We start from the raw sequence: 22,879 nt of genomic DNA on the forward strand, positions 1-22,879 counted from the left end.
ATTTCAAGTGATCTTAGCCTTAGCCTGCGTGGTCTTGTTTGCGCCAAAAACCGCTCAGTCTCAGGCCAGCGCAGGTATCACCGGTACGGTCACCGATAGCAGCGGTGCCGTCGTCGCAGGGGCAAAGGTGACGATCACCAATGTCGGTACCACGGTCGCTTTGAACACAACCACCACCAGTTCGGGCACCTACACTTTCAGGGGACTCAATCCCGGCCGGTACTCGATCGCCATTGAGGCCACTGGCTTCAAGAAGGCAGTCCAGGAGCAGACCATCGAAGTCAGTACTGTTGCCACGGTCGACTTCGGCTTGACTCTCGGCAAAAGCACAGAGACCGTGGAAGTCAGTTCCGACCAGATCGCACTGAACACAACGCAGCCGGAACTGGGCAGCACGATCGAACCGGAAGTCGTTGCGGCGCTCCCCACCGAGGTCGCAGGCGGTCGCGGGCGTCAAATCGACCAGTTGCAGTTCCTGGCTCCCGGCACGACCGGTAGCACCTTCTCCCACCGCGTTAGCGGCGGCGTCGATTTCGAAGAAGAAATTGTCTATAACGGTATCCCTGTTCCGCAGTCGGAAACGGAAGGTTACACCTCGAACTACAACCCGCCCTTCGACATGGTGGAAGAGTTCAAAGTCCAGCGCACCACGTTCTCCGCGCAGTACGGCCTTGGTCAGGGCGCGCTGACCTACCAGACCAAATCGGGTACCAACCGGTACCACGGCAACTTGTTTTACATCAACCGTAACAGCTTCTTTGACTCGGTCGGCTTCTTCAACGGCCCCAACTTTAACTCGTCCAACACCAAAGACGCTCCTCCCGTAGATCACGAAAACAACTACGGTTTCTCGGTTCAGGGCCCCATCCGCATCCCGCATCTCTATGATGGTCGCGACAAGACCTTCGGTCACTACAGCCAGGAGTGGTACAAGCAGAACAGCGCCAACCTCTCTCAGGGCACAGTGCCCACGGCGGCTGAAAAGACCGGCGACTTCTCCAATTACTTGGGAACCTTTAAGGACGTTAATGGGAACGATGTGACGGGTGTGGTTCCCATCTACGATCCTACGACTGGTAAGCCCTTCCCGGGTAACATCATCCCACAGGACCGTATTAGCGCCCTTTCCACGACCTTCCTTCAGTACATTCCTGATCCGGACGCTCCCGGCAACGGTGTTGGCAACCAGAGCAACAATAAGAACCCTGAGCGTTTTATCACGCCGACCATCAACCATGTGTGGGGCTTTACCGTCGACCAGACCCTCACGCAGACCCAGAGCATACACTTTGCCATGTGGCGCAACACCCAAAGCAGCGAAGGTCCGGATAATGCGCCCATCGTGCTCCTGCCCAACCCGCTGCAAAGCGTCCGGTACTACCCAAACGTAGGCACCGTATTCCTGTTGAATTACTCCAACAGCTTTACGCCGAAACTTGTCATGACAGCCGGACTGGGCTGGATTGGTGAAATCAACAACCAGTTCAACATCAACAAGTTTGCTCCGAAACCCTTCTTCTTCGGTGTGCAGCAGGAAGACATCATGCCGAGCATCACTTTTGACGGACAGCATGCGACCACCGCTTTCGGTACGGGCGGCTCGAATGCTAGCTCTGTCAACCGTAAGTTGGGTATCGCATTCGTCAACAACTTCCTCTGGAATAAGGGCCGCAACACCTTCAACATCGGCTACGAAATTCGCCGTTCCTACCAGGACGACAATGAAGAGCAGACCGAGGGTGGGCACTACGCTTTCAGCCAGAAGCAGACCTCGCTCAGCAGCCCCAGTGATCAAAACTTTGGCAACTACGGCAGCTCGTTTGCCAGCTTCCTGCTGGGACTTCCGGATTCGGCCAATCGTTCGGGTTCTGAGGAAAAGAGACTGCGCAACCTGCTCGTCGCCCCTTACGTTCAGGACGACATCAAGCTGTCGCCCAAACTCACCCTCAATGTCGGCCTGCGCTGGGATCTGGAACAGCCTTTCACCGAAGTTAACAACCGCATTGTCTTCTTCGACCCGAATCATCCGGGATCGGATCCTTCCGCGATCGGCCCTAACGGTCCCATCCCTGGTCAGGCAAATCTGCTTGGAACCGGCTCCGGCCATGTTGGTTGGAACCGTGCTGACATGAGCTGGAAGCATCTCGGACCCCGTGTCGGGTTTGCCTACAAAATCAATAACAAGACCGTTGTCCAGGGCGGCTTTGCAGTTGCCGTTCTCAACGGCGGCGCCTACGAGTATGGCACCAGCAAGGTCGCCGTCAACTACGCGAACCTGCTGAATGGTCAATTCAACCGCGCCAGCACCAGCCTCAATACTTCAGCAGTTGGAGAGTGGGATAACCCCAATAACCAAATCCCGGCTGCCAACCCGACCCCTTTCTCACCCGGCCTCGGCGGCGGCAACCAGATCAATGTTCTGGGCAAGAATTTTGGTTACGCCCCCTACAGCCAGCAGTGGAATCTCAACCTCCAGCGCGAGCTTCCGTATAACATGTTGCTCACGGCTGCAATCGTAGGCAACCGTGTCATCCACCTGCCCAGCCAGAACAACGAAATCAACCAGATGGACCCGAAGTACGATGCTCTCTACGGGAACGTCATGAGCAGCTGCAACCCAGGCACGTCGGTCCTGGCCGACAACTTCGGACCATACGATGCATTCCTTAACCCGAGCGGCTGCGCTGCTGCAGACGGCTTCACGCAACCGTACGGCGGAGCCGGCAGCCCCACTAGCTTTGCGGGTGACTTCGGCAATTCTTCCTCGGTCGCGCAATCGCTAACGCCCTATCCGCAGTACAACAAAATCTTCAATAACTTTGAAGCCAAGGGTACTGACTACTACCAGGGTCTCCAGATCGAAGTGGACAAGCGCTTCTCCAACGGCCTTGCCTTCCTCGCTGGCTACACCCTCTCGCACCTGCTCTCCAACGCGGATAGCGGTTTCTCCAGCTTCTCCAACGGCGGCATCAACAAGTACAACCAGAAGCCGGAATACGTGGTTTCGAACGCGGATGAGCCGCAGACCCTCAAGATCAGCGGAACGTACGAACTGCCCATCGGACCCAAGAAGAAGTTCTTCAACAATCACAGAATTACCGGTCAGGTTTTCGGTGGCTGGCAGGTTGGCTGGATCCTCGACTACGAGTCCGGCACGCCCTTCGGTGTCGGCGAGAATGGTTCGCCCTTCCCGAACGGCTTCAACCGTCCTGATCGCAACTCGTCTGTCAGCCTGAAGACTGGTTCTTACAAGCGCGTTCGTGACTACTTCACCAAGCAGGGAGGCACAGGCCCCGGACCCTCGTTGTTCAACCCGGCGGCTTTCACCCCAACACCTACCCAGTATGTCATCGGCAACGCACTCAGGAACTACGGTGCGCTCCGGAGCTCTGGCACCGCTCAGGAAAGCCTGAATGCCCGAAAGCACTTCTACATTGGAGACAGGTTTGAGGCAGTTTTCCAGGTAGATTACTTCAACGCATTCAACCGCACGAAGTTCGGCGGCCCGGATACCAACGCAAACGACGGAACTTTCTCGCAAGACACGTCGACCGGCTCGGGCTATAACAACCGTCAGGGACAGGCCAAACTCGAGGTCACCTTCTAAACAACGCGAGAACATTCGCGTACCTGAAGTCTCATGAATGTGCTTACTTCCACCGGGCTGCTCTCACGAGTAGCCCGGTTTTTCATGAGCGCAAGACACTCCGAAATACCGCTCGAAGCGAATGTTTCCTTAAACACTTGAGCTCTTTCGTAAAGAGAAGGTCTCCTCAAAGCTGGAGCCAAAATTTCTTTCACCTGAATTGCGTTGAATTATCATCAAATAGCGCATAATAGGACGAACCCATCAGATCACCCGGCAGTCGAATCGAAGATGCAAGAGATAAATCAGCAAGTCATCGCAGCATAGCGGCACAAAAGCGTTACAAACGTGCACATATAAGCTGTGTAAGTCGTTTCAAATGAAAAGCTTACCGGCAAAATGGCACAGCCCCCCCCCTTCCATAAAAAACGCATATATATCACCCGAAACAGAGTTCGCAAGAGAGGCGCTTCACAACGAGCAGCCGAATTGAGGAGTTGGCGAAGCCAGTCTCCACGATAGTCTTTCCGTAGTCATCGGTAGGATTGGATGAGAATCATTCCGCTTGGGGAAGAGCGATCCAATCAGGCGCGGGCAACCTCTTGATCTTCTATAATTGCCATTGAATGAGAGCCGTTGCTACAAACTGTCTGCGCTTGTCGTTCCGCCTGCTGCTCGTCGCAGGGCTCGTGTTTGTTCCGTGTTTGCGGGGGCAAGCGCAATCGGCTGACGACGAAGTAACTCCGCAGGTACAGCAGCTATACGCCCAGGCAAAGGCCGCCCAGCAACGCAACGACCTACCCACGGCGATCGAAAAATATCGAGCCATGATCAAGCTGGCCCCGCATCTGGCGGCGGCTTATAACAATCTCGGCATGCTCTATTACAACGACAGGGACTATGCGCATGCGGCTGAGATCCTCGAGCGTGGACTCAAGCTGCATCAGAAGATGCCCACAGCCTCTGCGATGCTGGGTATGAGTTATTACCAGCTTGGCGAAAACGACAAGGCTGAACCGCTGATCCGGGCGGTGCTGACGGCCAATCCCAAAGACGACCAGGCCGAAATGACGCTGGTTCAGGTGCTGGTCCGGCAGCGGAAATTCGAGGATGCGACGCAGATGTTGAATCACTATCTGAGCCGCAACCCGAAGGACCAGGACGCCTGGTATCTGCTGGGGAAAACCTACATTCAGTTGTCGGAAGATGCACTGGCGAAGATCAATGAGATCGATCCGAACTCCGTGGTGGCACATGAGATCACGGGTGAAATCGACGAGAGCATGCATAACTACGACAGCGCGCTCGTCGAATACAAGAAGGCCATTGAACTCGCTCCGCAAAAGGCCGGCACGCACATGCACATGGGCAATGCCTACTGGCTGATCGGCAAGTGGGCCTCGGCGCAGACGGAGTTCAAGGCGGAGCTCGCCATCGACCCCAATAACTGCGCCGCGCATTGGAAGATGGCCAATGCCATGCTGGAGGCAAATGACTCCAACGACGATGCCCTCGCGGAAGCGAATCAGGCCATCGATCGCTGCCCGACATTGATGCAGGCGCGCGTAGACCGCGCCCGCGCACTGATTCGCCTCGGCAAGCATGCCGAGGCACTACCGGACTTAGAGTTGGCCGTTGCGGATAGTCCCAGGGAACCTACGATCCACTTCCTTCTCGCATCGGTTTACAGAGCGCAAGGCAAGACCGCAGACGCACAGCAAGAGATGCAAACTTACGGCCGCTTACAACGAGAGGCCAGTGAGGCTGTCGCTGGACATGCAAGTGGAGCCAACGCCATCAAGAAGGATGCAAACTAGCCCCACCGCGGCAGGTCCGCGGATTCACCTTTTGGCTCTTTTATCGGCGTTCGTTGTCCTGCTAACCCCGCTCGATCTGAAATCGCAAGTGACACCCGTTAGAGTGGCTGACGCGGAATGCGCGAAATGCCACCTGGAAATATATAAACGGTATCTCGCCACTCCGATGGCCAACGCAAGTGGAGTTGCCGCAGAAAAACTTCTTCCCGGCACCTACGTCCAGAAGCAAGCTGGCATCGAATACGATCTCGCGATTGCAGGAAGTACAGCGACGCTCAGCTATCAGAGTCTGCGCCCTGGCTCCGCGAAGGGCTCGCTGCCTCTGAGTTATTTTCTAGGATCGGGTCATCTCGGCACTACGTATCTTTACTCAGTCGACGATCATCTCTTCGAGTCCCCGGTAGCGTGGTATTCGGATCTCAAAGCCTATGACATGAAACCTGGTCTCGCCGAGATGAAAGACATTCCGCCGGCTCTGCCGATGCAGAGCAGTTGCCTGCGATGTCACATGAGCGCCGTGCAGCCCAGTGAAGCAGGGACACTCAACCTCTACCGTGGTGAGCCGTTTCTTCATACCGGCATCACCTGCGAAGCATGCCATGGAGACGCGCAGAACCATGCCGCGACACGCGGTAAAGCGATGGTCGTGAATCCGGCGAAACTCAGCGCAGATCAACGCGATTCCGTCTGTATCAACTGCCACCTTGAGGGCGACGTGACTGTTGAGCGCGCGGGTCATTCGCCACTGGAGTATCAACCCGGAGAGCCGATCTCGAAGTATCTGGCATTCTTCGTCTATGGTGGGGAGAACCCCACTTCGCGCGGGGTGAGCGAAGTGGAGCAGTTCGCGAAGAGCACCTGCAAGCGCATGAGCGGCGATGCAATGTCCTGCACCAGTTGCCACGACCCGCACTACACTCCGAGCGCTCAGCAACGCGCTTCATTTTTCCGTGCCAAGTGCCTTGCATGTCATAGTGAGCCGCAGTTCGCCGTGAAGCATCATCCCGAAAATCAGGATTGCACTAGCTGCCATATGGTACGCACCGGCGCACAGAACATTCCACACGTGGCGTGGACCGATCACCGCATTCTCAGAGAGCCTGCGAATGCAACGCAGGAGATTCAAACAGATGGGAAAGAAGAGCTGGCACCGGTCTTTTCTCCTACTGCGAATAAGCGGGACCTTGCAATGGCGTACTACACACAGCTGCTGGAGGGGAATCGCGCCGCGGCGCCTAAGGCGTGGTCACTCCTGAGTAAGCAAAAGGATCAGATCAACGGGGATGCTCCGGCGCTGGACGCATTGGGTGTGATGATGGCTGAGAGTGGTGACAGCAGGGATGCGGAGTTGATCTTCCGGCATGTCCTGGAGCTAAGTCCGCTTGACCTTACTGCACTCTCCAACCTTGGCATCCTGGTGGCGAGGCATGGGAACCTTCCAGAAGCAACCAAGCTCTTACAGACGGCCTTCGATCGCAATGCCAATGTCTCCGGGTTAGCGATGAATCTGGCCCGTGTGGAGTGTGCAGCAGGGGACGCGAAGGCCGCACGTGCGACGCTCGAATCCACCCTCACCTTCAATCCGGATCTTGAGAGTGTGCGACGATTGATGCAGGGACTCGGTGACTGCGGCAAGGCCGCGAACAGGTAAGGATCGCATGGCGAAAATGGCGCTCAGGCTTCAGTTTGCTGCATTGGCTTTTGTTTCTTCGAGTGCGCTGCTGTCCTTCGGACAGGCTGCCTCAAGTCCGCTGTCCGATGCGCGCGAGTATCTAGCTTCAGGTAGGCTTGGGAAATCCGAAGCGACCTTGCGAAGCTATTTAGCGGTCCATGCTGACTCCGCCGATGCTCACTTTCTGCTGGGCTATGTCCTATTCCGTAGGCAGAAGCCGACGGAGTCTCTCGCCGAGTTTACGGCCGGTGCAAAGTTTAGGCGGCCGGCCGCTCCAGAGTTCGAAATCATCGCCTCTGACTATGTTCAGCTCGAGGATTTTTCCGATGCCGATAAGTGGTTCACGGAGGTCGTCACTGAGCGCCCTAAGGATGATCATGCCTGGTATCTTCTGGGCAGGACGAAGTACAAGGAAGGCCGCCATGAAGAGGCGGTCGCCAGCTTCGAACATGCTCTTGCGCTGCATCCAAAATACGTGGAAGCTGAGGATAATCTTGGCCTGGCGTTGCGCGAATTGAACAAGCAGGATCAGGCCAGAGAGGCCTTCGAACAAGCCATTGCCTGGCAGGGCGAAACACTTGTGAATCCGCAGCCACTTTTGAATCTGGGTACGCTCCTCATCGAGCAGCAACAGCCGGAGAAGGCTTTGCCATTGCTTGAGAAGGCCGCTTCACTGGCTCCCGAGAACCCGACGATTCATGAACAGCTCGGTGCGGCCTATGCCGCGCAGAACGATCTGCCCAAGGCTCAGAGTGAGCTGCAGGCTGCGGTGAAGCTGGCGCCGGATACATCCGCGCTGCACTTCAAGCTGGGGGAAATTTACCGGAAGCAGAAGATGCACGAGCAGGCCCAGCAGGAGTTCGCGATCTGCGCCAAACTCAACAGTACGCATTCTTCCCGCACAACTCCCAACCCATTCCAGCCGGTGCCGGACAAGCCGCAATAACGTGCTTTCCGTGAATTCTCGCGATGAAGTTGCAATTGCTTTGCTGGCATGGACCCTGGAATGGTATCGTTTCCAACTGAGCATCCGGGAGTGTACAAGCAGCAGCCAAATTTTCAAAATCGGCGGCAGGCTGAGTGCAGTGCCACCTCCATGCGAAGCGAACCAGGAGAACTTCCAATGAAAGTTTTGATACGGAGCGCGATTTCAAAGCACGCGCTGACTCACACGATCTATCGCACCGTTGCCGTTGGCCTGTGCGCCTCTGCGATGGCTTTCTTTGGACTGACGCATGCCGATGCGCAGTCTGCCCAGCAGGCGGGGGAAATCACGAAGTCTCTTTCGGCGAATGCGCAAAGTGTGGTGCAACGCCTGTCGCAACTGGACAGCCTGCCTGCGGAAGAGTGGCGCTTTCACGCCGGTGACCTGGCGCACGGCGAGAGCCCGGATCTAGATGACTCCTCATGGAAGGAAGTAAAGCCGCGCACCGAGGCGGGTAAAGATGCAGTCTGGTTCCGTCGCACGATCGAAGTGCCAAAGAGTTTTCACGGCTACGACCTGACGGGCGCTCGCATCTGGTTCCGCTTCGAGGCTGGAGCAAACGGACCGATACCGGAGATCATTTACTTCAACGGCCGCCGCGTGGCTCTCGGCGATGATCTTGAGCCCATCGTGCTCTTCGATAAGGTCAAGCCGGGCGAGAAGGTGTTGGTTGCCGTAAAGCTGTTGAATACCGTCGATACGAAGACTTTCTACGGAACGAATCTCAAGATTGACTTTGCAGAAGATCGACCAAACCCCGAAGACCTGCGTCTCGAAATTCTTTCTTCGACCTTGCTGATTCCAAGCCTCTCGAAGAATGTGGCGGGCGATACGGCAACGCTCGAAAAGGCTGTGGGTGCGATAGACCTGAAGGCGCTTGATGGCAATGATGCGGCGAAATTCGATGCTTCGCTGAAGCAGGCGCAGACCACCTTGAGCGCTCTGCGCCCCATGCTGCAAACGGCTACGCTGCATCTCACGGGCAACTCTCATATCGATGCGGCATGGCTCTGGCCATGGACCGAAACAGTCGATGCAGTCAAGCGCACGTTTGGCACAGCTCTGCAGTTGATGAATGAGTATCCCGACTACACGTACACGCAGTCGGCTGCGCAATATAACGAATGGATCGCGCAGAAGTACCCGGCGATGAACGAGCAGATCAAGCAGCGCATCAAGGAAGGGCGCTGGGAGATCGTGGGCGGCATGTGGGTCGAACCGGACCTGAACATGCCCGATGGCGAAGCGCAGGTCCGGTCCATCCTGGTGGGCAAGCGCTTCTTCCAGAAGGAATATGGCGTTGACGTGCGCATTGGCTGGAATCCGGATTCCTTTGGCTATATGTGGCAGCTACCGCAGATCTATAAGCGTTCCGGCATCGATTATTTTGTCACGCAGAAGATGGCCTGGAACGATACGAATCAATTGCCCTTCAAGCTTTTCTGGTGGCAGTCTCCGGATGGCAGCAAGGTGCTTGCTTACTTCCCGCATGATTACGCGAATGGCAATCTGAATCCTGTTCGTCTGACCTACGATCTGGCCACGGCGCGCAAGCAGGCTCCTGGGCTGGAGGAGATGATGGACCTCTACGGAGTGGGTGATCACGGTGGCGGACCGACTCGTGCTGTACTGGACGAGGGTGCGCACTGGGCGCAGCCGGACAAGGTCATGCCCAAGATGAAGATGGGCACAGCGCAAAGCTTCTTCACCGATGTAGAAGGGAAGATCGAGCCTAACTCGCCGGTCTGGAACTACGAGTCGATCGCAAAGGGATACACGGCGCCGCCGACTCCTGCGGATGGGAAGATTTCGATTCCGACGTGGAACAGCGAAATGTACTTCGAGTACCACCGCGGCGTAATGACCACGCAGGCCAATCACAAGCGCAACATGCGTGATAGCGAGATCCAGGTCTTGGATGCAGAGAAGTATGCATCCCTGGCGTGGCTACAGGGCAAGGCATATCCGGGGGACCAGTTCACGGAAGCGTGGAAGAAAGTCACGTTCAACGACTTCCATGATCTTGCGGCCGGTTCGGGCATCGGCATCATCTACAAGGACGCGCAGAAGGACTACGACGATGTGCGCTGGGCGACGAATGAAATCTCACATGGCGCTCTGCACACGCTCACTGCGGATGTGGACACTAAGGGCGCAGGCGTTCCGGTGATCGTATATAACTCGCTCGCCTGGGAGCGTTCGGGTGATGTGACGGTTGACGTTCAATTGCCTGCTGCTTCAGCCAGTGGCGTGTCCGTTGTCGACGCTGCCGGGCATGTTGCCCCTTCGCAGGTTATCAAGCAGGATGCGAAGACTAACAGCTACAAGCTGCTGATCCATGCGAAGGAAGTTCCTTCCCTGGGCTATGAGCTGTTGCATGTTGTGCCCGGCACAAAGACTTTCCCGAGCGATCTGAAGGCAGACGGTCTGACGATCGAGAACGCGTTGCTCAAGGTTGTTGTCGATAAGCAGACGGGCTGCATCACCAGCATCTTCGATAAGAAAACGAAATTCGAATCGCTTGCATCCGGCGCGTGCGGTAACCAGCTGCAGACCTTTAAAGATCTGCCGAAGGACTACGACGCGTGGAACATCGATCCCGGTACATTCGATCACTTCACATCGATCGACAAGGCAGACTCGGTCGAGCTGGTCGAGAAGGGACCGCTGCACGCTGTCATTCGCGTAACGCACACCTGGCAGAGCTCTAAGTTTGTGCAGGAAATCACGCTCGCCGCTGGCTCAGATCAGGTCGATATCGTCAACGACATCGATTGGCATGAGAAGCACATCATGCTGAAGGCTGCCTTCCCGCTTGCAGCGACGAGCAGCAAGGCAACCTATGAAGTTCCCTACGGCAGCATCGAACGCGCGACAACCCGCAACAATAGCTGGGAGAAGGCGCAGTTCGAAGTGCCGGCACTTCGTTGGGCTGATCTTGGCGATGGACAGCATGGATTCAGTCTGTTGAACGAATCGAAGTATGGTTATGACGACGAAGGCAATGTGCTTCGTATCTCGCTGCTCCGCTCGCCTACGTGGCCGGACGAAGTAGCCGATATCGGTCATCATCACTTCAGCTACGCAGTGTATCCTCACGGCGGAGACTGGAAGCAGGCGCTCACCGTGCGTCACGGTTATGAGTATAACTACAAGCTGGCAGCGATGCAGGTGGAGTCTCACACCGGCAGCTTGCCTGCGAAGTATTCCTATGTAAGCGTGAAGCCGGAAAACGTAGTGCTGACCGCGCTGAAGAAGGCAGAAGATACGAATGGTCTCATCTTCCGCGTATACGAGTCAGCGGGTAAGACGTCCGACGTAGCCATTCATCTTCCTAAGGGCGCAACCGGAGCAACTGTCACCAACCTGTTGGAGAAGTCGGAAGGTTCAGCGTTGACTGTTAGCGGTGATACCGTCACCGTGCCGATCCACCCATGGGAGATCCTTACTGTCCAGGTGAATTACCCGGCTAAGTAAGTTTCTAGCCACAAAAGACAACGCCCGCTTCGTGATGCAACGAAACGGGCGTTATCTTGTAAGTTGAACTAGGGATTACAGCCGCAGGAGCTACGCACGATGAGGCGCGTTTCTAACTTTACCTGTTGCGCCACTTTCGGCCGTGTCTGGGTAACTCCGTTAGCAACATCGAACAGTTGCTTGAAGAGAAGCTCAGCTGCGATGCGTCCCATGTCTTCAATGGGCTGCTGGATGACGCTGATGGAAGGGCGCACGGTTGAGGCGAGTTCAAAGTCGTCGAAGCCCAACAGCGCAACGGTCCCAGGTACGGAAATATTCAGCTTCTGCAATGCTTCGAAAGCATAGATTGTGGTGATGTTCTTGAGTGCGAAGATCGCTTCAGGCGGCTCTGGCCCATCCATCCAGCGCTGAATCGCAGACTCCGCGGACTTATAGTCTGTAACCGATTCATCCAGCAGGCATTCGAGTCCGGCCTTGGTCATCGTTTCGCGATAACCCTTGATGCGCTCGCTGATTGTGTAGAGACTGGCTTCGCCTGTCAGGCAAAGAATGCGTTTGTAGCCATGACCGATGAGATGCTCCGTCGCAGTCTTGGCGCCTTCGTAGTTATCAGCGACGACAGATGGAATCATTGAGTTATCCACGGGTCGGTCAATTGAAACTACGGGGAGAATGGTACGTCTGAGCAGGTCATGCAACGCCGAACCGTGTGCAACAGCCGGAGTAATCAGAAGGCCATCGGTGCGGTGGCGGATAAGAACGTTAAGGCTTTCCACTTCCGTCGCTGGATCATTCTGCGTGGTGGTCACGATCAGCAGAGAATCGTTGGTGCGCGCAACCGCTTGCGCAGCCTCTGCACAACTCGAGAAAAACGGATCGGCAATGCTTGGAATCATCAGCCCAATCGTCATGGTGCGATGGCCTTTGAGGGTGCGAGCCGCCTGGTTAGGCGTATATCCGAGTGTCTCAATGACCTTGAGTACGCGCGCCAGGGTCTTTTCGTTGACGCGGTCGCCGCCGTTGATCACGCGGGAAACGGTAGTGGTGCCGACCCCAGCTTTCTTCGCTACTTCACTTAAAGTCGGATGTGCACTCTTCTTCATTGATCCACCCATGATACACAATGGAAACAACCTATCGGTATAAATCGTTTTCTCTTAACTTAGAGCAGTAGTAGCAGGGCGCTTCATGTTATTTTAGCTTCACAATTAGCCTGCCACGACCGATACGGAAAGACGCGCAACGGCAACTAAGGACGCTCCGTCGACAGGCCAGCGGCTGGCCGATCAAGTCCAGCGCCTCGCTTGCCAATGTTGGGAATGGCAACGGGTAGATGACCGCTGATCGGGATTTCGCCAAAGAGCGCGCGAGCCAGGCTCAGCGCAGACCCTGGCGTGTTTGAGAAGGTGCAGAGATACGTTCCGATCGCTGTGGATGTAGGCGCGTCATTGCCTGGCCCTTGTAGCGCTGCAGCGGCGTATGGACTGCCAAACGCTACGACCACAGTCCTGTCTCCTGCTACGTTCACAATGTGCTGCAGGAGTTCTCCCGAACTCTCATTCATCCCCGCTGAGCCGGATGGATGGCCTGGGGTAGTTCTGCGCGCGCTGGGAAACGCTTCCGCGATAGCAACGACCGTGGACGCGTCAGCCACGGCCGCGAGTACGTTCGGCGCTATGTAGGCAGAGTTAGCGCCGTCTACCACAAAGATGGTCGCGTTCGGTGCACGTTCGCGAAGCTGCCGCAGCAAAGCATGACCTCCATCACTGTTGCGCGCATCGTCTGTAAATAGAATTGCCACGAGGGATTTCGCAGGCGTGCCTGCGCCTGGACGCGGCAGCGGCAGCAGCTGATGTGCGTCTGAGACGAGTGTAAGGCCACGATCAGCCGCTGACTGAGCGATCGCGAGATGCGCAGGATCTGCGATCTGCTTGTCGACCGCATTCATGTCCACAAAGCGATTTCGATCGAGCCCCACGGAGGCTTTCAGTCGAAGGATCTTCAACACACTGGCATCGATGCGCTTTTCTGTGAGAGTGCCTTGCTTCACCGCCTGCAGGAGTCCGTTGTAAGCGCCTTCGAGATCGGCAGGAATGATCACCATGTCATTGCCTGCCTGAATTGCCTGCACTGCTTCCGCTGCGGAGACCTCGGCTGGAGTACCAGGAAAGACGCGTGTCAGTGCGCCCATATCGAGTGCGTCTGTCACAACCAGTCCATAAAAGCCCATTTCGTCCTTGAGCAGCTTGGTGATCACGTTCGAGGAAATGCTTGCAGGCCGATTTAGGTCAGGCTCAATGGCCGGAACGGTGATATGCGCAACCATCACGGAGTCCACGCCAGCTGCGATTGCGTCGCGAAAGGGAATGAGTTCAAGTTTGTCGAGCCGCTCGCGGCTGGCATTGGAGCGAGCCAACGTCAGGTGCGAGTCGGTGTCTGTATCTCCGTGCCCGGGGAAGTGCTTGACGGTCGTGAGCAGGCCTTCGCTGCGGGCGCCGCGAATGTATGCCGCAACCATCTTACCGACCAGCGCAGGATCTTCTCCGAAGGACCGCGTGTTGATGATGGGATTGGATGGATTTGAGTTCACATCGGCGACAGGGAACCAGTTCCACTGGATGCCAACGGCCCGCGCTTCCTGCGCTGTGATGCTACCGAACTGTCGTGCTAACTCTGTATCTCCTGCAGCGCCAAAGGCCATCGCCGCAGGGAAAGCTGTCGCACCGTTAAGACGCATCGAAAGACCACGCTCGAAGTCGGCGCCGAAGAGCAGCGGGTACTTCGAATCAGCTTGCAGGCCATTGGTGAGCGCAGCGGCTTCCAGTGGTTCGCTCTTGAGCAACGCAGGACCATCGGTAAAGACTGTGACGCCGAATCCTCCAACGTGATACTTGCGCATCTCCTCCCGCAGAAGCAGATAGTCGGGGCTGTTCACATTCATGAACTGGATGCGCGCCCACGGCATAATCATCTGCCCAATTTTCTCTTCGATCGTCATCTTCCTCAGTGTCGCAGCGGCCCATTGTTCTCCGCGTCGATCCAAATGAACGGGCGCTGCCGCTGAGGCTGCGATAGATAGGAATGTCGAAGCAATCAGCCCGCAAGAGATAAGGCCTGGTGTTTGGATACGCATCGAATGGGTTCTCCGAGAGCTGGTTAGTAGAGGAGATACTTGTTTCTTACTTGTTGGAATTGATCGATACTGTCCTGCCACTGTTCCGCTATGCGTCGCGGGTCTTCGCCTGCCTTGACAGCATCGACGCTGGCTTTGTTTACCATCAATGTATTGAGCCCGTCGATCTTATACGCATTGGGATAAAGCTGCTGAAGAGCAGAGGCAATCTCTAGGCCCAGTTCCGGCGCATCCAGGGCACCGCGATCCGTTACGAAGATATTGATGCCACCACATACCTGGTTTGCATATTCAGAGCTGGTTGGCGTAAACGTAATGGGGACAAAGCGGATGCCGCTGATCTCACGTGCATTCATGAAACGCGCCAGTGCAACGCCATCGATCCACGGCGCGCCTACAATTTCGAAGGGCGTATCTGTCCCGCGCCCGACAGAGATATTTGTAGTTTCGATCATGCCGATGCCTGGATAGAGAGTCGCTTCATTGAGGCTGCGCATGTTGGGCGAAGGGTTGATCCAGGGACGGCCTGTTGAGTCGAACCAGTCGCCACGCATCCATCCTTCCATCGTTACGACGGTCAGCTTTGCTCCAATGCCGCGCTCTGCATTGAACATCTTCGCCAACTCGCCGATTGTCATTCCATGACGCACCGGTGTCTGCCAATAACTGACAAATGATTCGCGGCCCGCGTCAGCAACCGGTCCTTGCACGTATGCGCCATTGACTGGATTTGGCCGGTCGAGAACAAGGATGGGCTTCCCCGTCTTGGCCGCCTCTTCAAGAAAATAGCCCAGCGTGCTTTCGTAGGTATAGTAGCGTACTCCAACATCTTGAATGTCGTAGACAAGCGCATCCACGTTAGCGAGCGCGTCGCTGCTGGGCCGCCTCTTGGCATTGCTGTTTCCGTACACGCTGTAGATCGTTGCGCCTGTTGCAGCATCCTGCGAGTTCTGAATATCGGTCGTATCAAGCTTGCCGGCGATGCCGTGCTCCGGGCTGAAGATAGCGGTCAACTGCAAGCCTGGAGCATGGGCTAGTACATCGGCCGTTCGCTTTCCCGTTGCATCGATGGCGGTCTGGTTGGTGACCAAACCGATGCGTCGCGGATGGTTCGTATCGGGCTGCAACTCACGAAATCCGTGGGCCTCAAGCACGTCAATGCCGGTCTTGACGTCGCCGTTGCGATTCGAGAAGCGTCGCGCCGCCATCATAGATTCGTTGTACCCGGTGATGCGTGCCAGGCGAAGCTGCTGCTGCTCGCCGACGGTCAGATTGAGTGAGGCGGCGACAGCAGTGGCGACTCGCGAACGTAATGACACAACAGATCCGTGACCCCGCGGATGAACAGCATTGGTAAGTAGAATGATGTAAGTGTCTGTCACCGGATCGATCCACAATGAAGTGCCTGTAAATCCTGTATGACCGTAGGAGCCGACAGGCAGCAGTTCTCCGCGGTTGCTTGCAAATGGCGAGTCAATATCCCATCCAAAGCCGCGCAGGCTGGCTGCGGTTGCAGGCTGCTGGGGAGTAGACATCTTCTCTACAGTCATGCGGTTGAGTACCTTGAATCCATGCAGCATGTCTTCTGTGAAGAGCGCCAGGTCATCCGCGGTCGAGAAGAGTCCGGCGTGTCCCGCAACACCGCCCATCCTGCGCGCTGTTGGATCATGGACTACACCGCGCAGCATATGTTCCTGCTCGTCATATTGGGTTGGCGCAATACGCGCGGACCAGTCAGCGGGCGGCAGATAGCGCGTGTCTTTCATGCCTAGCGGCCTGAAGATATTCTCGCTGGCAAAGGTATCGAGTGACATGCCAGAGACCTTCTCAACGATAAGGCCAAGCGTTTCAAAGTTAATGTCGCTATAAACAAAGCGAGTGCCCGGAGGGTTCGCTGGCTTCTCCTGCATGATCATGCGAAAGGCCGCGTCGTGGCCTTGCCATGGTTCCTTCAAATCAAGATCGGGGCGCAGCCCGGAGTAGTGAGTCAGCAGTTCGCGAACCGTGATATCGGCTTTGCCATTCTGCGCAAATTCGGGCAGGTAGGCAGACACGGGATCATTCAGTCGTACACGTCCCTGCTCCACCAGCTTCATCACGGAAGTTGCAGTCGCGATGCACTTGGTCAAAGAAGCCAGATCGAAGATGGTGTCTTCCGTCATCGCCTCGCGGACGGGTTCGAGCGAGCGGCTGCCGAATGCCTTGCGGTACACCACCGCGCCATTGTGGCCAACAAGCACAACAGCGCCCGGAATATTGCCGTCGGTGATTGCCTTGTTAATGAGAGGAGCAAGCGTCGCATTCAGGCTTGTGCGTTCCTGTTCGATACGTGCGCCTGCCGGGGCGGATTTCTTCTCTGCCTCTAACTGTATGCTGCCGGCAATGAACATGAGACTGAGCAGTGAACAGCTGAGGCTTCTGTAGCGGGGTGCAATTCTCATGAAGAGAGTCCTTCCGGAGCTAAGTTGGGTGTCAGTCTTCGAGAGCTTTGCGTACATTGCCATTCGCTTTGATCAAGCGCTGTTCCGCTTCATCTTTGCCCAGCCCTGATTTGAGCATTACCAGTGCGAGTTGCACGCGCATGCCGGCTGCGTGCAGAGTGTTTTTTGCTGTCTCCTGATCGACATTGGCCAGTGTCTGCAGGATCGAAACGCCTCGCTCGACCAGCTTCTCATTCTTGAGAAGTAGATTGATCATCAGATTGCTGTACACATAGCCGAGCTGCGCCATAGCCCCGGTCGTCAGCATGTTGCAGATCTGCTTCTGCGCCGTTCCTGCCTTCAGTCGTGTCGATCCGGTCAAGACTTCCGGGCCGACTTCTACTTCAATGGGAATGGCCGCCGTCTGCCCCAGCGCGGAGCCCTTGTTGCAAGTGATTGCGATGGTAGCGGCGCCCTGTTCGCGCGCATAGGAGAGTGCGCTGATGGTATACGGTGTGCGCCCGCTCGCTGCCAATCCGACGACAGCGTCTTTCTCTGTAGGTTGCTTCGAGGCCATATCGCTCCGACCCAGTTCCGCGGAGTCTTCACTGGCCTCGGCTGCGTGGGCCAGTGCATGCTCTCCACCAGCGATCAGGAACTGGACCATCGAAGGATCCGTGCCAAACGTAGGCGGGCATTCAGAAGAGTCGAGTGCACCGATGCGTCCGCTGGTACCGGTGCCAACGTAGATCAATCGTCCGCCCTGCGCAAGGCGCTGCGCGATCGCCTCGACTGCGAGCGCAATCTGCGGCAGTACGGCTTCAATGGCGCGCGGCACAGTGGCGTCTGCCTGATTCATCGCTGTGACCAGTTCCAGCGGAGTCATCGTATCGAGATTCTCTGTTGCCGGATTGCGTGCTTCGGTAGTCAGATCCTTCAGTAACAATTCACTTCTCCTGTTGGAGTCACGTATGTTCGGACTGCGTTCGCGGCATCCACAAACTCATCCCGTATCCAACTGTAAATGTCGTGATGCTTCCGAAGACAACGTACCATGTGAACGCGACTGGCGTGTCGAGCCACAGAAACACATTGAACGCGAAGCCAACCAGCATACCCACCATCGCTCCGCGTTCTGAAGCGCGCTTTGTGAGCACGCCCAACAGGAACACTCCGAGGAGTGAGCCGTAGGCGACGGAGGCGATCGACAGGCCCATCTCCAGCACCTTGCCACCATGCCGGGCCAGCAGCGCCAGTCCAAACAAAATAACTCCCCAGCCTATTGTCGACACGCGCGAAAGCCAAACCTGCCGCTGCTCCGTGGAGTGAGGCCGGAGCCGCGCGTAGAAGTCCATGATGGTTGTCGAGGAAAGCGCGTTCAGTGCCGCGCTCAGGTTCGACATGGCCGCTGCGAGGATAGCAGAGATGAGCAGGCCGCTCACTCCATGCGGCATGCGAGATACGACAAACGTAGGAAAGATCGTATCGGTGCGCGTGAAAGCTACGGCTGGCGGTGAAAGCTTGTAGTAGACAAACAACATCGCGCCAATCAGAAGAAAGAGCGTGAATTGAAACAGAATCGCAACACCGCTCGAGAGGAGCGCGAGCTTCGATTGCCGTTCGCTGCGCGCCGAGAGCAGCCGCTGAACGATCAACTGGTCCGTTCCATGGCTGGCCGTAGTCAGGAACGCGCCGCCGATGATCCCAGCCCATAGCGTGTACGAAGTGGTTAGATTCCAGGAGAGATCAAGCACGCGGAATTTATGAGCACGGTCTGCTATCGAAACAACGTTATGCCATCCACCCGGAACAAGATGCAGGATGGTGAAGAAGCCAACCAGCGTGCCGGCGATGTAGATGGCAAGTTGGATCACATCGGTCCAGATCACCGCAGCCATGCCGCCTTCAAACGTGTAGACGAGCGTCAGCAGCGTGACGATGCCGATTGCCGCAACGTCGCGGCCATAGTCGCTCATGCCGCTCAGGTAGGCACCCAGTGCAATGCGGACGACGATGGCAACGGCGAAGACGCGTACACCCTCGGCAGCAGCGCGAGTTATGAGAAACAATCCCGCCGTGACCGAGCGAAGCGTCGGGCCGAATCGCCGTTCGATCAGCTGATACGCGGTCACCAGTTCGCCACGAAAATACTGCGGTATCAACAGGAAGCTCACAATCACCCGGCCAACGAGATAGCCAATGACCAGCTGCAGAAACCGGAAGTCTTTTTCGTAAGCCAATCCGGGCACGCTGATGATGGTGAGAGTACTTGTCTCAGCAGCCACGATGGAGAGCGAGATTGCCCACCACGGGGTCGTATTGCCGGCCAGGAAATAGTCGCGGAGCGTGCGTTGTTTGCCGCGAAAGCGCAGCCCGAACAGCGTGGCGCCTGCCAGGTACAGGACGATTACGATCAGGTCCACCGAGTTCAATCCCATGATTGCCTCTTCGCTTCGGTGAAGACTACGGGCTCTTCTCTCAGCTTATCGTGTCAGGTTTGTCTCGGCATTGCCTTTGCTGGGGCCTCATCTTTGTTGACCAGCGGATTCCGCCGGGAACGGCCTTAATTTGATTTGTGCGGGCGTACTCTGCGATGGTTCCAGAGAAACCCGGTATCATTCCGGTAGGGAGAGTCCGCTGAGGGAACGTTCGTCATCGCGGAAGCAGGGCCCGGACAGTGCGGTCTTCGTAACTGTGCTGCTAGGCCTAACACTGCTCACAGCGTCTATCGCCAGCGCTCAATGTCCAGCAACTACGGCCATCGCAGCTGCCGATTGCGCCCGCCACACAACGCCTGTTGACCGCATCGCCGAGATCGATCCGAACCATCCCTACTCGCTCGCCGAACTCATCGACATCGCGGAGACCAGCAACCCCGAAACACACATCGCCTGGGAGCGAGCCAAGCAAGCCGCCGACCGGCTTGGCATTGCGAAGAGCTCCTATTATCCCGTTCTTTCCGGACTTGCTGCCTTCGGCGATCAGCGAATCATCAACCCGTTTCCAAAGCCGCTTGCGCCACGTGGCTACGTGATGGTTGAGATACCCGCTGTCGTCCCCGAGCTGACCCTGGACTACCTCATCTTCGATTTTGGGAAACGCGAGGCCAGAGTGGATACGGCGACGGCGCAGAAGCTCGCAGCTGGGGCAGGCTTCATTCGCGCCAATCAGCAGGTGGCCTTCCGCGTAGCCACGGCCTATTACAAGCTGCTCACCGCGCAGGAGCGTCTTGCTGCCGCGACCGATACGCTCAGGACAGCGCAAACCACCGAGGACGCAGCGGAAGCCCGCCTGAGCAACGGCCGCGCTACGAAACCTGACCTGCTCAACGCTCGTGCGGAGACCGCACAGGCTGTCTTCGACCGCGAATCCGCAGACGGCGATGAGAAGGTCGCCCGTGTGGCGTTGAAAGAGGTCATCGGCGCGGAGCCCTCACCCAACATCACGATTGAGTCGCAGGAGAAGACGCCCCTGCCGCAGACCCTCACTGAAGGGATCGAAGCCCTCATCGACCGCGCCATCGCAGACCGTCCCGACCTCGTCGCGCAGGCTTCGGAGATTCGTGCCGCCGACCAGGAGGCCCGTGCCGCCAAGGCTGAATATCTGCCTACCATCCGGCTCTCGGCCAACGGCGCGCAAACCTCGGTCTGGCCCACCACTGACTTCGGCGAACTCGGTCCAGCCAGCCAGCCCACATGGGCCGTGCAACTCGGCGTGGAGTGGCGGCTTTTCGACGGCGGGGCGCGAAAAAATGAACTGGCTATCGCGCAGTCCAAAGCCCGCGAAGCCCGTGATGAACTCCGCGCGAAACAGGACGCTGCCACCCGCGAAGTCTGGACCGCCTACATCGGCTTCCGCACTGCTGTTCGCAAGCAACAGGCCGCTCAGGCGCTGCTTGATTCGGCAAGCGAATCGTATTCAGCTTCGCTCGATGCTTACAAGTACGGCGTAAAGAATCTAATCGACGTTGTCACTGCGGAGAAGCAATTGGCGCAAGCACGGCTTTCCGGCGTCTCTGCCCGCTCCGAACTTTTCCTGGAAGCTGTCGATCTCGAATTCGTCACCGGCAACCTGCTGCGCAAGCAGTCCACACTGACGCAAACGACAACCACTCCAACGCAAACCACACCAGCACAGGACGCGCCCAAGCCATGATGCAACGAAGAATAAGCGCCCTTATCGCGACCCTCTCGCTCGTCCTCGTTAGCGGCTGTGGCCGAGCGCCTTCGATCGACGTCATCGGCTCTTTCTTCCCGGTGTGGATGCTCTGCGTTGCCATTGCCGTCGTGCTGACCTTCGGCGTTCGCTACCTGCTGTTGCGATACAAGCTCGAAACCGAAGTCGGCCCGCTGGCCATCTTTTACCCCAGCGTAGTCATCCTGATCACCAGCCTTCTTTGGCTCATCTTCTTTCGCTAGGAGGCACCCGTGCCCCAGATCGATTCAATCGGCCAAGTCGCCTCCGACCCCATTCCTGACCAGTTGCAGCGCAAACGCATCGGACGCATCCTGGGCATCGGCACGGTCGTCACCGCGGCCATCCTGTTGACCATTGTCATCTTTGAAACCGATCGCAACCCGCGAACGGATGACGCCAGCGTTCGCGCCAACTTCATCGGCATAGCTCCCGAAGTCAGCGGCCTGCTCGTGCAGCTTCCTGTCAAAGATAACTCCTTCGTGAAGAAGGGGGACCTGCTCTTCGAGATCGACCCGCGCCCTTACCAGTACGCGCTCCAGCAGGCGCTCTCGGACCAGGAAGCGCTCGAGCAGCAGATTGTTGACGCGAAGCGTCACATAGCAGCCCAGCGCAGTGCTGTGGATGCAGCCAAGGCCGGCGTCTTCAACTCAAAAACCAGTATCAAGACCGCCGGCAGCAGCATCGACGTCGCCAAAGCCGCAGTCGTGCGCGCTCAAGCCGCAGCCACGGCCGCGGAGGCCCAGCTCAAGCTGGCCAACAACAACCTCACTCGCATTGAGCCGCTCCTGGCCAAGCAGTATGTGACCGTCGAACAGGTGGATCAGGTCCGCACGGCACAACACGTCGCCCAGGGCAACTATGACGAAGCGCAGGCAGCGCTCATGCAGGCGCAGGCGCAACAGACTCAGTCGGTGCTGCGCGAACAGGAAGCTGACTCGCTCGCCGTGGAATCACAGGCTCGCTTAGGCCAGGCCATTCACACCGTGGATACGCTGGATACGCTTGAATCTCAGCGCCCGGCCCGCGCCGCGAAGGTATCCGCCGCGCGCCTTGATCTCGAGCGCTGCCGCGTTGTCTCGCCCTTTGACGCCTATGTCACCAACATGAACATCTCCGAGGGGGCGTACGCGCACCCCGGCACGCCGCTGTTCACACTCATCGACACCCGCACCTGGTGGGTGATCGCCAACTATCGCGAATCCAAGCTCAAGACCATCCGCATCGGCTCACGTGTCGACGTGTATCTCATGGGCCATCCTGACCGGAAATTCAATGGGATCGTTGAAAGCATCGGCTATGGTGTCTTCCCCGAGGATGGCCGCGTCGCCGGCGGTCTGCCGGACATCGATCGCACCCTCAACTGGGTTCATCTCTCATCCAGGTTTCCAGTCCGCATTCGCGTTGAAAATCCCGATCCGGAACTCTTCCGCATTGGTTCCACAGCCGTGACGGTCGTGAGGTAGCCCTGGCCACCGCCTCACAAGTCGGCACGCAGCCCATCGGCCCAGCATCAACATCGCCGGGCTGGTCCCAGCGCATCTGGCTCGACCTGCAACCCACCCCCGGGCGGTTCGCCGGAGCACTGCGCATCG

Annotated in this window: 13 protein-coding genes; 8 read left to right on the top strand and 5 right to left on the bottom strand. The window is 57.1% G+C overall.

Annotated elements, in window-relative coordinates:
• Positions 1-7: 7 nt before the first annotated feature.
• The 5 genes from AC5S27_RS03440 to AC5S27_RS03460 all read left to right on the top strand — a co-directional run bounded on the left by AC5S27_RS03440 (position 8) and on the right by AC5S27_RS03460 (position 11,537).
• Positions 8-3,607 carry a carboxypeptidase-like regulatory domain-containing protein gene (locus AC5S27_RS03440; RefSeq protein ID WP_493933176.1) on the top strand — a complete coding sequence of 1,200 codons (3,600 nt, stop codon included), beginning with the start codon at positions 8-10 and terminating at the stop codon, positions 3,605-3,607.
• Positions 3,608-4,275: 668 nt separating this feature from the next.
• Positions 4,276-5,403 (top strand): tetratricopeptide repeat protein, encoded by a 1,128-nt coding sequence (locus AC5S27_RS03445; RefSeq protein WP_493933177.1) that lies wholly within the window; start codon positions 4,276-4,278, stop codon positions 5,401-5,403.
• Between the two features lie 166 nt (positions 5,404-5,569).
• Complete coding sequence (locus AC5S27_RS03450; RefSeq protein WP_493933178.1) at positions 5,570-7,054, top strand: tetratricopeptide repeat protein; 1,485 nt, start codon at positions 5,570-5,572, stop codon at positions 7,052-7,054.
• A gap of 16 nt (positions 7,055-7,070) precedes the next feature.
• Complete coding sequence (locus AC5S27_RS03455; protein ID WP_493933179.1) at positions 7,071-8,021, top strand: tetratricopeptide repeat protein; 951 nt, start codon at positions 7,071-7,073, stop codon at positions 8,019-8,021.
• A 177-nt stretch (positions 8,022-8,198) separates the two neighbouring features.
• Complete coding sequence (locus AC5S27_RS03460) at positions 8,199-11,537, top strand: alpha-mannosidase (RefSeq protein ID WP_493933180.1); 3,339 nt, start codon at positions 8,199-8,201, stop codon at positions 11,535-11,537.
• A gap of 68 nt (positions 11,538-11,605) precedes the next feature.
• Here the strand turns inward: AC5S27_RS03460 and AC5S27_RS03465 are convergent, their stop codons facing one another.
• From AC5S27_RS03465 to AC5S27_RS03485, 5 genes are all read right to left on the bottom strand, one after another.
• Complete coding sequence (locus AC5S27_RS03465; protein WP_493933181.1) at positions 11,606-12,640, bottom strand: LacI family DNA-binding transcriptional regulator; 1,035 nt, start codon at positions 12,638-12,640, stop codon at positions 11,606-11,608.
• Between the two features lie 146 nt (positions 12,641-12,786).
• Positions 12,787-14,535: a glycoside hydrolase family 3 protein gene (locus tag AC5S27_RS03470; RefSeq protein WP_493933182.1), complete on the bottom strand. Its 1,749-nt coding sequence runs from the start codon at positions 14,533-14,535 to the stop codon at positions 12,787-12,789.
• A gap of 158 nt (positions 14,536-14,693) precedes the next feature.
• Positions 14,694-17,111 (bottom strand): exo-beta-N-acetylmuramidase NamZ domain-containing protein, encoded by a 2,418-nt coding sequence (locus tag AC5S27_RS03475; RefSeq protein WP_493933183.1) that lies wholly within the window; start codon positions 17,109-17,111, stop codon positions 14,694-14,696.
• Positions 17,112-17,142: 31 nt separating this feature from the next.
• Positions 17,143-18,036: an N-acetylmuramic acid 6-phosphate etherase gene (murQ, locus tag AC5S27_RS03480; protein ID WP_493933184.1), complete on the bottom strand. Its 894-nt coding sequence runs from the start codon at positions 18,034-18,036 to the stop codon at positions 17,143-17,145.
• Positions 18,037-18,055: 19 nt separating this feature from the next.
• Positions 18,056-19,528 (bottom strand): sodium:solute symporter, encoded by a 1,473-nt coding sequence (locus AC5S27_RS03485; protein ID WP_493933185.1) that lies wholly within the window; start codon positions 19,526-19,528, stop codon positions 18,056-18,058.
• A 256-nt stretch (positions 19,529-19,784) separates the two neighbouring features.
• On the opposite strand from AC5S27_RS03485, the gene AC5S27_RS03490 reads away from it, so the two are divergent.
• Genes AC5S27_RS03490 through AC5S27_RS03500 form a run of 3 tightly spaced genes read left to right on the top strand, consistent with a single transcriptional unit; the run spans position 19,785 to position 22,750 of the window.
• Complete coding sequence (locus AC5S27_RS03490; RefSeq protein ID WP_493933186.1) at positions 19,785-21,245, top strand: TolC family protein; 1,461 nt, start codon at positions 19,785-19,787, stop codon at positions 21,243-21,245.
• Positions 21,242-21,508: a YtcA family lipoprotein gene (locus tag AC5S27_RS03495; protein WP_493933187.1), complete on the top strand. Its 267-nt coding sequence runs from the start codon at positions 21,242-21,244 to the stop codon at positions 21,506-21,508. The genes AC5S27_RS03490 and AC5S27_RS03495 overlap by 4 nt, the downstream gene beginning before the upstream one ends.
• Positions 21,509-21,517: 9 nt before the next feature.
• Positions 21,518-22,750, top strand: a complete 1,233-nt coding sequence (locus AC5S27_RS03500) for an HlyD family secretion protein (RefSeq protein ID WP_493933188.1) — start codon at positions 21,518-21,520, stop codon at positions 22,748-22,750.
• The last annotated feature ends 129 nt before the right edge of the window (positions 22,751-22,879 follow it).

The organism is Acidicapsa borealis (assembly GCF_059115245.1).